12 protein-coding genes are annotated in these 13,206 nt (G+C 65.6%); 9 read left to right on the top strand and 3 right to left on the bottom strand.

Translation table 11 applies throughout. The features are described from left to right. The first annotated feature begins 2 nt into the window (after window positions 1-2). The 9 genes from AC07NT_RS02450 (at window position 3) to AC07NT_RS02410 (ending at window position 8,824) form a co-directional block, all read left to right on the top strand. Entirely contained in the window at window positions 3-455 is a 453-nt protein-coding gene (locus AC07NT_RS02450; protein WP_498598018.1) for a type II 3-dehydroquinate dehydratase, read from the top strand. Between the two features lie 80 nt (window positions 456-535). Next, window positions 536-1,225, top strand: coding sequence for a TetR/AcrR family transcriptional regulator (locus AC07NT_RS02445; RefSeq protein WP_498598019.1), 690 nt, complete (start codon window positions 536-538; stop codon window positions 1,223-1,225). 92 nt (window positions 1,226-1,317) lie between these two features. Then, the gene (locus AC07NT_RS02440) at window positions 1,318-1,866 is read left to right on the top strand and encodes a TRAP transporter small permease (RefSeq protein WP_498598020.1); all 549 of its coding nucleotides are present in this window, start codon (window positions 1,318-1,320) and stop codon (window positions 1,864-1,866) included. Further along, window positions 1,863-3,140: a TRAP transporter large permease subunit gene (locus AC07NT_RS02435; protein ID WP_498598021.1), complete on the top strand. Its 1,278-nt coding sequence runs from the start codon at window positions 1,863-1,865 to the stop codon at window positions 3,138-3,140. The genes AC07NT_RS02440 and AC07NT_RS02435 overlap by 4 nt, the downstream gene beginning before the upstream one ends. An 83-nt stretch (window positions 3,141-3,223) precedes the next feature. Then, window positions 3,224-4,222 (top strand): TRAP transporter substrate-binding protein, encoded by a 999-nt coding sequence (locus AC07NT_RS02430; RefSeq protein ID WP_498598022.1) that lies wholly within the window; start codon window positions 3,224-3,226, stop codon window positions 4,220-4,222. 46 nt (window positions 4,223-4,268) lie between these two features. Next, window positions 4,269-5,102 (top strand): shikimate dehydrogenase family protein, encoded by an 834-nt coding sequence (locus tag AC07NT_RS02425; protein WP_498598511.1) that lies wholly within the window; start codon window positions 4,269-4,271, stop codon window positions 5,100-5,102. Between the two features lie 24 nt (window positions 5,103-5,126). After that, window positions 5,127-6,047: a VOC family protein gene (locus AC07NT_RS02420; protein WP_498598023.1), complete on the top strand. Its 921-nt coding sequence runs from the start codon at window positions 5,127-5,129 to the stop codon at window positions 6,045-6,047. Further along, complete coding sequence (locus tag AC07NT_RS02415; RefSeq protein WP_498598024.1) at window positions 6,044-6,949, top strand: sugar phosphate isomerase/epimerase family protein; 906 nt, start codon at window positions 6,044-6,046, stop codon at window positions 6,947-6,949. Before AC07NT_RS02420 ends, AC07NT_RS02415 begins: the two co-directional genes overlap by 4 nt. A gap of 42 nt (window positions 6,950-6,991) precedes the next feature. After that, window positions 6,992-8,824, top strand: coding sequence for a tannase/feruloyl esterase family alpha/beta hydrolase (locus tag AC07NT_RS02410; RefSeq protein ID WP_498598025.1), 1,833 nt, complete (start codon window positions 6,992-6,994; stop codon window positions 8,822-8,824). 64 nt (window positions 8,825-8,888) lie between these two features. Here AC07NT_RS02410 and AC07NT_RS02405 read toward each other — a convergent pair whose 3' ends face one another. From AC07NT_RS02405 to AC07NT_RS02395, 3 genes are all read right to left on the bottom strand, one after another. Then, window positions 8,889-10,775, bottom strand: coding sequence for a potassium transporter Kup (locus tag AC07NT_RS02405; RefSeq protein WP_498598026.1), 1,887 nt, complete (start codon window positions 10,773-10,775; stop codon window positions 8,889-8,891). Between the two features lie 77 nt (window positions 10,776-10,852). After that, the gene (locus tag AC07NT_RS02400) at window positions 10,853-11,539 is read right to left on the bottom strand and encodes a response regulator (RefSeq protein WP_498598027.1); all 687 of its coding nucleotides are present in this window, start codon (window positions 11,537-11,539) and stop codon (window positions 10,853-10,855) included. 58 nt (window positions 11,540-11,597) lie between these two features. Continuing rightward, the gene (locus tag AC07NT_RS02395; protein ID WP_498598028.1) at window positions 11,598-13,094 is read right to left on the bottom strand and encodes an ATP-binding protein; all 1,497 of its coding nucleotides are present in this window, start codon (window positions 13,092-13,094) and stop codon (window positions 11,598-11,600) included. Window positions 13,095-13,206: the final 112 nt, after the last annotated feature.

Genomic DNA, 13,206 nt, shown 5'->3' with positions numbered 1-13,206 from the left:
CGATGAAAATCATTGTCCTGCACGGCCCGAACCTCAACCTCTTCGGCCGGCGCGAGCCGCACATCTACGGCACCACCACGCTGGCGCAGATCAACGAGTACCTGGGCCAGCTTGCCACCGAGCTGGGCGTGCAGCTCGTGACCTTCCAGTCCAACCACGAGGGGGCCCTGGTCGACAAGCTGCACGAGTACATCGACACGGCCGCGGGCGCCCTGGTCAACCCCGCCGGGCTCACGCAGCACGGCGTGCCCCTGCACGATGCGATCAAGGCCATGCCCTTCCCGGTGGTGGAGGTCCACATGAGCAATATCGCCGCGCGCGAGCCGTGGCGCAGCCACTCCATCATCAGCCCGGCCGTCAAGGCCACGGTGCAGGGCCTGGGCTGGCGCTCCTACACAGCGGCCCTGCGCGCGCTGGTGGAGACCGTGCGCGAGACGCCAGCCCAGCGCGCCTGAGCCGACCGGCCAGGTACAGGAAGCTCATGCCCTGCCGCAAACCATTGCGGCAGGGCATGAGGCCGCCCTATACTTCATGAATGAACGAACCAGTACATATACGCCGCACGCGCACGACACGTGCGGCAGCCCCGGCGCGCAAGACGCCCGGTCGCACCAACGACCCGGAGCGCACCCAGGCCAACATCCTGCAGGTGGCCGAGGCCGAGTTCGGCGAAAAGGGGCTGGCGGGTGCGCGCATCGACGCGATTGCCGAGGCCACGCAGACCAGCAAGCGCATGATCTATTACTACTTCGGCAGCAAGGAAGGCCTGTACCTGGCTGTGCTCGAAGAAGCCTATCGCCGGGTGCGCGACGTCGAATCCGAACTCAAGCTGCAGGATCTGGAACCCGAGGAAGCCCTGCGCCGCCTGGTGGCCTTCACCTTCGACCACCACCTGCACCACGAGAGCTACATCCGCCTGGTGATGTCCGAAAACATCCATCGCGGACAGTACCTCGCGCAGAGCCAGCGCATCCAGGAACTGAACGTGCCGGCCATCGCGGCCATCCGCAACCTCTACGAGCGTGGCGTCAAGGCCGGCCTGTTCCGCAAGGGCCTGGACCCGGTCGACATCCATGCCTCGATCTCGGCGCTGAGCTTCTTCAACGTCTCCAACCGGCACACCTTCAGCCTGATCTTCAAGCTCGACATGAAGTCCCGCGCCTACATCGCCCAGCGCCGCGAAAACGTGGTGGAGATGATCGCGCGTTTCGTCCGCAAGATCTGAGCGCGGCGCCCCGGCGCAGGGCATGGATTCAGGGTTTTCCCTTAGTTTAAAACTAACCAGTTCGTACAAAATACGAACATGGAGACTTCGCTGTGATTCAAAAACTGATCGACCGGATCTGTCAGGCCTTTAATGCCCTGATGGTTCTTTTCATGGGCCTGATGGTGATCATGGTCTTCGGCAACGTGGTGCTGCGCTACGGCTTCAACTCCGGCATCACCGTGTCCGAGGAACTGTCCCGCTGGCTCTTCGTCTGGATGACCTTCCTCGGTGCGGTGGTGGCGCTCAACCGCCGCGCCCACCTCGGCACCGACGCCCTGCTCTCACGCTTGCCCCTGCTGGGCCGCAAGATCTGCTTCGTGGTAGCCCAGTTGCTCATGCTGGCCATGTGCTGGCTGATGTTCAGGGGCACCTGGCAGCAGACCGTGATCAATCTGCAGACCACCAGCGCCGTCATGGAAGCCTCCATGGCCTGGCTCTATGCCAGCGGCATGGTGTTCGCCACGCTCGCGGCCCTCATCATCTTCAACACCCTTCTGAAATTCTTCCGCGGGGATTTGCCGGCCTCCGAGCTGATCGGTTTTTCCGAGTCCGAGGAAATGCCGGCTGACCAGGCCAAGCCGCAGGAGTCCCGCGCATGACCATCGCCATCTTTCTCGCCGCCCTGCTGGGCGCCATGGCCCTGGGCGTGCCCATCGCCTTCTCGCTGCTCTTCACCGGCGCCGCCCTGATGTGGCATCTGGGCATGTTCGACGCCCAGATCCTGGCCCAGAACGTCATCGAAGGCGCCAACAGCTTCCCCCTGCTGGCCGTCCCTTTCTTCATGCTGGCCGGCGAGGTCATGAACACCGGCGGCCTCTCGCGCCGCATCGTCAACCTGGCCATGACCCTGGTCGGGCATGTGCGCGGTGGCCTGGGTTATGTCGCCATCCTGGCCGCGGCGCTGATGTCGGCCCTGTCAGGCTCGGCCGTGGCCGATGCGGCCGCGCTGGCGGCACTGCTGCTGCCCATGATGATCAAGGCCGGCCACAACAAGTCCCGCTCCGCTGGCCTGCTGTCGGCCTCGGCCGTGATGGGCCCCATCATTCCGCCTTCCATCGGCTTCGTGGTCTTCGGGGTGGCCGCCAACGTGTCCATCTCCAAGCTCTTCATCGCGGGCATCGTGCCCGGCATCATGCTGGGCGCAGCCCTGTGGGTGACATGGTGGTGGCTGGTGCGCAAGGAACAGGTCGAGCCGCCGCCGCGTGCCACACGCCAGCAGGTGCTGGTGGCCCTCAAGGACGCGACCTTCGCCATCGGCCTGCCGCTGATCGTGCTCGTGGGCCTGAAGTTCGGCGTGTTCACGCCCACCGAGGCCGCCGTGGTGGCCGCTGTGTACGCGCTCTTCGTGTCCATGGTGATCTACCGCGAACTGAAGATTTCGCAGCTCTACGAGCTGTTCGCCGCCGCCGCGCAGACCACGGCCGTGGTGATGTTCCTGGTGGCTGCCGCGATGGTGTCGGCCTGGATGATCACCGTGGCCAATCTGCCGGCCGAACTGGTGTCGCTGCTGCAGCCCCTGCTGGACCGCCCCATCCTGCTGATGTTCGTCATGATGCTGATCACCATGCTGGTGGGCACGGCCATGGACATGACCCCGACCATCCTGATCCTCACGCCGGTCTTCATGCCCCTGGTCAAGGCCGCAGGCATCGACCCCGTGTACTTCGGCGTGCTCTTCATCATCAACAACTCGATCGGCCTGATCACACCGCCGGTAGGCACCATCCTGAGCACGGTGGCCGGCGTGGGCAAGATGAGCATGGACGAGGTCACCAAGGGCGTCTGGCCCTTCATGATCGCCCAGTTCATCCTGATGTTCCTGCTGGTCTTCTTCCCTGCGCTGGTCATGGTGCCGGCGCGCTGGTTCTACTGACTTCCGAACGGCTGCGGTACCAGGGTACGCCACCGCAGCCGTCCCCGATCCAGGCGTCCCGAAAATATCCACGGAGACAAACCATGAAGCGACTCGTCCTCAAAACCCTGGTGGCCGCACTGGCCGTCGCGGCCATGGGCCTGGCCCACGCCCAGACCAAGACCATCAAGTTCGTCAACCAGAATGCCAAGGGCCACCCCATCGTCCTGGGCATGGACAAGTTTGCCGAGATCGTCGAAGCCAAGTCCGGCGGCAAGCTCAAGGTCACCGTTTATCCCGGCGGCGCCCTGGGCAGCGACCAGGCCAACGTCTCGGCCCTGCAAGGCGGCACGCTGGAGATGGCCTCCATGAACTCCGGCATCTTCGCCAGCCTGGTGAAGGACTTTGCCATCTATGACTTCCCCTTCCTGTTCGCCACCCCGGCCGAGGCCGACGCCGTGGTCGACGGCTCTTTCGGCAAGAGCCTGCACGCCAAGCTGGAAGAAAAGGGCCTGGTCGGCCTGGGTTATTACGAGCTGGGCTTCCGCCACATCAGCAACAGCAAGCGACCCATCACCAAGGTGGACGACATCGCCGGTCTGAAGCTGCGCGTGATCCCCAACCCGATCAACATCGACTGGGTCTCCGCCCTGGGCGCCAACCCCACACCGCTGCCCTTCCCCGAGCTGTATGCCGCACTGGAACAGAAGGCCGTGGACGGCCAGGAGAACCCGGTCGCCACGATCAACGGCGCCAAGCTCTATGAAGTGCAGAAGCATCTGGTCCTGAGCAACCACCAGTACAACCCGCAGTCCATCGTGGTCAGCAAGAAGTTCTGGGACGGTCTGTCGGCCGACGAGAAGAAGGTCGTGCAGGACGCCGTCAACGAGTCCATCAAGTACCAGCGCGAGCAATCACGCGCCCTGGCCGGCAGCCTGCTGGAGACCCTGAAGAAGAACGGCATGCAGGTCACCGAACTGCCGGCGGCCGAAGTGGCCAAGCTGCGCGAGAAGATGAAGCCCGTGATCGCCAAGCATTCCGCCAACGTGGGTGAAGCCACCGTCAGCGCGATGATGGCCGAGCTCGCCCGCATCCGCAAGTAAAGAGAAGCGCAGCACCGAGATGAACGCACGAGCTTTCCAGGGGGCCCTGATCAACGGCGATACGGAGATGATCGCCCATCTGGGTTTCCCCACGCACAGCTTCAAGGCACCGCTGATCTACAACCCCTACTTCGAGTCGGTCGGGGTCAATGCGGTGGTCGTGCCCATGGGCTGCAAGCCCGATGCGTTCGCCGAGGTGTTGCGCAACCTGTTTCGCCTGGAGAACATCCGGGGTGCGCTGATCACGATGCCGCACAAGGTGAGCACCGTGGGCCTGCTGGACGAAGTCACGCGCACCGCGCGCGTGGCCGGCGCCTGCAACGCTGTCAAGCGCCTGCCGGATGGTCGCCTGGTCGGTGACATGTTCGACGGCGAAGGTTTTGTGCGCGGTGTGCGCCGCAAGGGCCTGGTGCTGAAAGGTGCGCGCGCTCTGGTGGTCGGCTGCGGCGGCGTGGGTTCGGCCATTGCGGCCTCGCTGGCCGCCGCCGATGTGGCCGAGCTCGCCCTCTTCGACGTACAGGCTGCTTCCGCGCAGGCACTGGCCGAACGCCTGCGCACCGAATACCCGCAACTCAAGGTCACGACCGGCAGCAAGGACCCCGCCGGTTTCGACCTGGTCGTCAACGGCACGCCGCTGGGCATGAACCCCGGAGACCCACTGCCGGTGGACGTCGAGCGCCTGTCGCCCCAGACCTTCGTTGGCGAAGTTGTCATGCGCACCGAGATGACCGCATTCCTCAGCGCCGCGCAGGCGCGCGGCTGCCGCGTCCAGATAGGTTCGGACATGCTGTTCGAGATGATCCCGGCCTATCTGGAGTTTTTTGGCTACCCGACCGCGACGGCCGACCAGCTGCGCACGGTGGCCCGCTTGCACGATTGACCCCTACCCCTGCCGGAGAAGCCCATGAGCGACCTGTTGCTACACCCCGAACATGCGCGCGAACCGCTGCAGGATTCTTTCAGCGATGCGTCCAACCCCATCGGACTGGACGGCATCGAGTTCATCGAATACGCCACGCTCAAGCCCCAGGCCCTGGGCCAGGTGCTGGAGATGATGGGCTTTCGCCCGGTGGCGCGCCACCGCTCGCGTGAAGTCACGCTCTACCGCCAGGGCACGCTCAACATCGTGGTCAACGCCCACCCGCTGGACGCGCTGGGCGCCAGCCACGGGGCCGACCACCCCTGCATCAGCGCCATCGCATTGCGGGTCCGCAATGCGCGCGCCGCCCGCGACTACGTGCTGGAGCGCGGAGGCTGGGAAGTGCCGGGCCATCCGGACGCCATGGAGCTGGTGATCCCCGCCATCCACGGGGTGGGCGGCAGCCGTATCTACCTGATCGACCGTTACCAGGACTTCTCGATCTACGACGTCGACTTCATCCCGATTCCCGGCGCGGCAGCCCAACCGTCGGTACTGTCCGGACTGAACTTCTTCGGCATCGTGCAGTACATCGGCATCGGCCGCAGCTACGACTGGATCGAGTTCTACCAGACCCTGCTGGGCGCCACGCTGATCCCCGACGAGCAGCGCTTCGGCATCATGCCCGCGGGCAAGCTCATGCGCACACCGGCCCTGCAGGCCAGCCATGCCTTCATGATCCAGCTGGTCGAACCGGCGGTGGACGCCCCCGATCCGCGCGAGCAGCTGCAGCGCATCGGCCTGGGTGTGCCGGACGTGCTGGCCGCGGTGCAGGCCCTGCGCGCCCACGGTGTCGAGTTCATCGAGAGCCCGGCCACCCATACCGGGCAGCGCGGGGCCATCACCAAGACCTACCTGGGCAGTGTGGTGTTCGAACTGGTGCATGCCGCCGCGGAGCCGACATGAACGACCGGCGCAGCATGGAGGAGGCCATCCGCGGTTTCGGGATGGACACCATCACCCTGGCCGGCCCCTTGCAGGCCAAGCTCCAGGCCATGAAGGACGCCGGCTTCAGCCAGGTCATGCTCAAGGCCAACGACCTGGTGGGCCACCCCGGCGGCTGGAAGGCCGCCGCACAGGAAGTGCGCGAGAGCGGGCTGCGCGGCACGGGTTTCCAGGTGCTGCGCGACTTCGAAGGCCTGAGCGGCCATCTGCACGAGTACAAGGTCGACATCGCCAAGACCATGCTGGAGATGTGTGCTGAACTCGGCTGCGACGTGCTGCTGGCCTGCTCCTCCACCTCGGCCCACGCGAGCCAGGACCTGGACCACATCGCGCGTGACCTGCGCAAGCTGGCCATGCTGGCCATCCCCTTCGGCATCCGCATCGCCTACGAAGGCCTGTCCTGGGGCCGCACCATCAACGAATACACCACAGCCTGGGACGTGGTGTGCCGCGCCGACGCGCCCAACCTGGGCGTGTGCATTGACTCGTACCACATCCTGGCCGCCAAGACCCCGCTGGACGCCATCCTGGACCTGGACCCGTCCAAGATCTTTCTGGTCCAGCTGTCCGACTTCATGTGGCGCGAAACGCCCACCTTCGAGGAGCGCATGGCCACGGCGCGCACCTACCGCGTGTTTCCGCGCGAAGGTGTGCACACCGCGGAACTCATCGACCTGGTACAGAAGCTCGACCGGCTCGGTTACGCCGGCGACTACAGCTTCGAGGTCTTCAACGACGACTTCGTGCAGATGCCCCTGCCCATGGTGGCCGAACGCGCCCGCAAGTCGGCGCTCTGGCTGGCCGACGATATCCTGCGCCGCTCGCTGCCCCTGCCCAACCAGCTCAGGCTGCGAGCACGCTGAAACGCATCAGACGTTTTTCGACGACAAATAAGAGGAGACAAGATGAGAAGACTATCCAAGGCGCTTGGAGCCGTGAGCCTGTCCGCTCTGCTGGCGGCTTGCGCCGGCCCGGCCCCCGCACCCCGCCCCCTGGCCTGTGACGACGGCATCAAGACCGCCTTCAAGCCTGACGCCCAGACCACCGTGGTGTCGGTGCGCGCCATCCCCAAGGGCACGGCCTTGGTGGCCGTGGATTCATCGCAGCCGATCACAACCGCGGTGGATCTGTGCCTCGTCAAGCTGCTGGTCGGGCCGGGCTCGACCGAGGTGGAGAAGGACCGCAGCGCGCCCTCCTACACCGAGGGCATAGGCATGGAGATCTGGCTGCCCACGCAGGCCAGCTGGAACGAACGCATCCGCAACTACGGCGGCGGCGGCTGGGTCGGTGGCGGCCACCGTGATCCGCAGAAGATCGGCAGCAAGGTGCCCGCCATCATCAACGCCAATATGGGCTACGCCACGGGCACCCATGATGGCGGCCAGCCGGCCTACCAGGACCCGTCCTTCACCTTCCTGTCCAACGGCCAGGTCAACGAACCCAGCCTGAACGACATGTCCTACCGCTCCATCCATCAGCAGGCACTGAAGACGCGCGCGCTGGTGGACCTGTACTACGGCCGCGCGCCGCGCTACAGCTATTACGACGGGCACTCGCAGGGCGGCCGCCAGGGCCTGCAGATGGCGCAGAAACACCCCGAGCTCTACGACGGCTACCTGATCGCGCAGCCGGCCATCAACGCGCCAAGCTTCGGCCTGGCCGCGCTCTACCCCCAGGTCGTCATGATGAACGAGCTGGGGTTCTCCGCGCTGGACAAACCCCAGGCCGAGGCCTATGCGCGCAAGGTTGCGGCCGTCAACGCCCGCGCCGTCGCCGCCTGCGACCGGGAAAAACTCGGCTTCCTGCTCGATCCGCATGCCTGCGCCTACGACCCGCTGCGCGACGCCCACGCGCTGTGCACGGACGTGGCGGGTGAAGGTGTCATCGGCAGCAATGCCGACACAGCGACCTGCATGAACGCCAAGGAAGCCGTGGCCCTGAACAAGATCTGGTATGGCCCGACCACCGACGGAAGCTACGACCCGCGACAGACGAACGCCGGCCGCAGCGGCCAGGTCCGGGGCAACAAGCAGTTGTGGTGGAGCCTGACGCGTGGCTCCAATTTGGGCGGGCAGATCACACGTGCCAGCACCGACATGCTGGCGCTCGCGCTGCGCGACGTGCGTTATGCGGCCGACGCGGCCGTGGTCTCGGGCATGGCGACCCGCAATGCCTCCACGACGGTGCGCGACCGCTGGTTGGAACTCGACTACGCAAGCTACGCGCAAGCCCTTACGCAGGGCCTGGACCAACCCCTGCTGCGCGACTACCAGACCGACAATGCCGCTGCAGCGACGAAGTTCGCGAGCCTGAAGCGCAAGATGATCCTGTGGAACGGTCTGGCCGAGGACGTGATCCCCGCCCAGGGCGCCGTCAACTATTACGAGCGCGTCAAGGCCATCGCCGGTGGCGAAACGCAGGTGCAGCAGTTCCTGCGCATGTACAACATGCCTGGGATGGCCCACAGTTCCCAGGGCCGCGCCTGGACCGTGGGAAACCAGAACAACACCGTGCCCATGCCCATGCTGCCGGGCAACAACAACCAGAACCCCACGCCCGAACAGGACACCATGTTCAGCGCGCTGGTGGACTGGGTGGAACGCGGCACGGCACCCGGCGACATCGTGATCCGCTCGCGCGACAACACCACCAGCTACCCGGTCTGCGTGTACCCAAAGAAGATCCGCTGGAACGGCACGGGCCCGGCCAGGGAAGCGGGCAGCTACAGCTGCCGCTGAGAACAGAGGCATCCGTCCGTCGCGGCGAACATGCTGCGACGGACGGCACGCCGATCCGAAGACCTCAGATCTGCACCCGCGTTCCCAGCTCGATCACACAGTTGTTGGGCAGGCGGAAGAAGTCCGCCACATTGCCGGCATTGCGCGACATCAGGGCGAACAACGCTTCACGCCAGCGTGACATGCCAGCACCGCGCGTGGGCACCACAATCTCGCGGCTCAGGAAGTAGGACGTCTCGAACAGGTTGATGGGCAACCCCTGCGCCTGGCACAGCTCCAGCGCTTTCGGGATATCGGGCTGGTTCTGGAAGCCGTAGTTGACCTGCACCTTCCAGAAGCCTGGCACCAGTGAAGTGACCTGCACCCGCTCGGCGAAAGGAATCCAGGGCACGTCGTGGAAGACGACGGTCAGAATCAGGTTGCGCTCGTGCAGCACCTGGTTGTGCTTGAGGTTGTGCATGAGGGCCTGGGGCACGGTGTCCGGGTTGGCGACGGCATACACAGCCGTGCGCGACACGCGATGCAGGTGATCTCCCGACAGGCTGCTGACGAAAGGCAGCAGTTCGGGGTCCCCCTGGCGGATGTTGTCCAACAACAGCTCACGCCCGCGCCGCCACGTGGCCATGACGATGAAGATGACACCACCCGCGACCAGGGGGAACCAGCCGCCGTCCACGAACTTCAGCATGCAGGAGACCACCAACATGGCGTCAAGCACCAGGAAAGCGCCCGTGGCCGCCAGTGCCAGTGGCAGCGGGTAGTTCCAGGCGTGGCGGATCACAAAGAAGGTCAGCGCCGTGGTGATCAGCATGGTCACCGTCACCGCGATGCCATAGGCCGAGGCCAGCGCGGATGAGCTGCCAAAGCCCACCACAGCGAGCAGCACCGCCACCAGCAGCAGCCAGTTGACCTGGGGCATGTAGATCTGCCCTGCTTCCTTGACCGAGGTGTAGTGCACCTGTAGGCGCGGCAGCAGGCCCAGCTGCACGGCCTGCTTGGTCATGGAATAGGCACCGGATATCACAGCCTGCGACGCGATCACGGTGGCCAGGGTAGCCAGCAGCACGGCAGGGATCAACCATGCGGCGGGGAACAGGCGATAGAAGGGATTGTCCATTGCCGAGGGATCACGCATCAGCAAGGCGCCCTGTCCCATGTAGTTGAGCGCCAGGGCTGGCAACACCAGGCCGGTCCAGGCCAGCTGGATCGGCCGCTTGCCGAAATGCCCCATGTCGGCATAAAGTGCCTCGGCTCCGGTGAAGGCCAGCACGATGGCGCCCAGTGCCACGAACATGTGCCAGCCCTGCGCGCGCAGGAAGGCCAGCGCCTCCAGGGGATTGAGCGCGGCCAGAATGGCAGGCTCGCGCAGGATCTCCAGCACACCGGTCAGGGCCAGCACGCCGAACCACAGCAGGATGACGGGGCCGAACATCTTGCCAACCAATCCGGTACCGAAACGCTGCACGGCAAACAGGGCTACCAGCACCGCCACCGAGATCGGCAGCACGTAGGGCTTGAGCAGGGGTGTGGCCACTTCCAGCCCCTCGACCGCGCTGAGCACCGAGATGGCGGGCGTGATCACGCTGTCACCATAGAACAGTGCCGCGCCCATGACACCGGTCAACAACAGGGCTACACGCCGCCTCGCGGTCTTGCCAGCCGCCTGGGCGGCCAGGGCCGTGAGTGCCATGATGCCGCCTTCGCCGCGGTTGTCGGCACGCAGGATCAGCAACACGTACTTGAGCGTGACCACCAGCATCAGGCCCCAGAAGATGGTCGACACGGCCCCGACGAGATGAGCTGCGTCCAGCGGAATGCCGGTCGCGGGACCGAAAATTTCCTTCATGGTGTAAAGCGGGCTGGTGCCGATATCGCCGTACACCACACCGAGGGCACCCAGGGTCAGGGCGGCCAGGCCTTCGCGGCCATGTGTTGTCTGATTCATATCCATCCATGCAGAGTGAGCATGGGTGCGACTGTCGCCGCAAGGGCATCAGGAAGGCATATGGATGGCATGCATGCGCCGCCTCATTCGTCGGCCAGCCGGTAGCCCACGCCGGTTTCGGTCAGCAGGTGGCGCGGCTCGGCCGGATCCCGTTCGATCTTGGCGCGCAGCTGGCCCATGTACAGGCGCAGGTAATGCGTGTGTTCCGTGTACTCGGGGCCCCAGACCTCGGTCAGCAACTGGCGGTGTGTCACCACCCGACCGGCGCTACGCACCAGGCACGCCAGCAGCTCATACTCGGTGGGGGTGAGGTGCAAGGCCTGGCCATCGCGCGTCACGCTGCGCGTCGTCAGGTCCACATGCAGGTCGTCCAGGGTGTGCGTGGTCACGGCAGCGGCCAACGCCGTGCCGCGGTGACGCAGGGCCACGCGCATGCGCGCCAGCAGTTCGGCCACGCTGAAGGGCTTGCTCAGGTAGTCGTCGGCACCGGCGTCGAGCAAAGCGATCTTCTGCGCCTCCTGGTGACGTGCCGAGATCACGACGATGGGCAGGCTGGACTGACGGCGCACCTGCTGCACCAGTTGCAGGCCATCGCCATCGGGCAGCCCGAGGTCCAGCACGATGAGGTCGGGCGGGCTGTGCTGCAGCAAGGCGCTGGCCTCGCTCAAGGTCACGGCCGTCTGCACGTCGAAGCCCTCCAGCACCAGTGCGGACTGCACCAGCGTACGGATCTCGCGGTCATCCTCGACCACCAGGACGTGTAGGCTCATGGAGATATCTCCGTGCGGCGCACTGCGCTGCGAGCCCCTTCGGGCGGACGAGCGGAGTTCATGGCGCAGGCTCCGGTGTCGCAGGTTGAGGCTCGATCGGCAATTGCAGGCAAAAGCTGCTGCCGCCCCCGTTGCGTGGTCGCAAGAGCAGCTGGGCGCCATGGGCCTGGGCGATGGCGCGGCACACGGCCAGGCCCAGGCCGGTGCCACGGCGGCCCGAGCGGTCCCCACGCACATAGGGCTGGAAGATGGCCTCGCGCTCGGTCTCGGGGATGCCGGGCCCACGGTCCTTGACACAGATTTCCAGCCAGGCAGGGCGCAACTCCACGGTCAAAGCGACCTCACCCTCGCTGTACTTCAGTGCGTTGTCCAGCAGATTGGCCAGCAACTGGGAGAGCAGCACGGCATCGGCCCGCACCAGGGGCAGGCCCTTGGGCACGCGCGAACGGATGCGCCGTGTGGGGTCGTGCTGGCGCACGCGGCCCAGCACTGCGCCGACGATCTCCTCCGGGGATTCCCAGCCACGCTGCAGGCCCTGCCCTGGCTGCGCGAGGCGCAAGAGCTGCAAGGTGTTGTCGCTCATGACGCTCAGGTAGTTCGCTTCCTTGACGATGCCCTCCAGCAATCGCTCTTGTGCGACAGCATCGAGACGGTCGCGCTGTGTCTGTAGCGAGGAAGCCGCCGCAACAATGGCCGCCAGCGGCGTGCGCAGATCGTGGGAGATGGCCGCCAGAAAGGTACTTTGCAGCTGCTGTCGCGTGGCTTCGCTCTGTGCCGCCTGCATGGAACGGCCCAACTGCAAACGCCCCAGGGCCTGCGCCATCAGGGCGCACAGGGCCTGGGCATGTTCACGCCCGCCCTCGTCGCCGGCCAGCGCAGGACGCACGCAGGCCGCCCCGAACACCTCGCCTTTCCTGCCCAGGGGCAAGTACCAGGCCAGCAGTCCCGGCCAGCGCCCGGTGCCCGGGCCCAACACAGCACCTTCTTTCATGCAGCTGCGCAAACCATCACGCAGCTGCGATTCCAAGTCACCCACTGGCCCTGGAATGGGTTCACCCCGATCGTCCGCCAGCACGAGCCAGCAGGGCCCGGTAAAAGCCTCTGCCAGCGCCGCCCGCCCAAGGCTCAGCACATCCTGCGTCTGCATGGCGGATGCCAGTCCGCTGGCCAATGTCTGCAACTGACGCGCTCGCCGCTCGTTGAGTCGTGCCAGCTCGGTTTCACGCCGCAAGCCGTTGGCCAGCCGACTGACAACCAGGGCGACCACCAGTGTGACCGTCAGCGCAATCAGATGCTCCCGGCTATCGACCTCGAAAGTCCAGCGCGGCGGCACGAAAAAGAAGTTCAGTGCGGTAACGGCCCCCACGGCACAGACCACCGACTCCAGCCAGGGCAAGCGGTAAGCCGCGATCACCACGACCAGCACGTAAAGCATGGCCTGGCTGGTCAGGGATACCCCCGGCTCCAGCGCCCAGCACAGAGCCGTGGCCAGGCCCAGCAGGCCGGCCACGGTGGCCCAGCGTTGCAGCGCTGGCGGGATGAGCCGTGTTTTCATTGGCGCCAGCGTAACACCCGGAGCATCAGGAAAGCATCAGGATGACCAACGCCCGGGACTGGCGCGCACGATGCGCAATAGCCTTGGCGCCAGCCCTAGTTCTGTCGAACTA

It is taken from the genome of Hylemonella sp. GW821-FHT10B10, from assembly GCF_059415585.1.
Note: the sequence above shows the minus strand (reverse complement) of the source record. Positions and strands in the feature narration are given on the sequence as shown.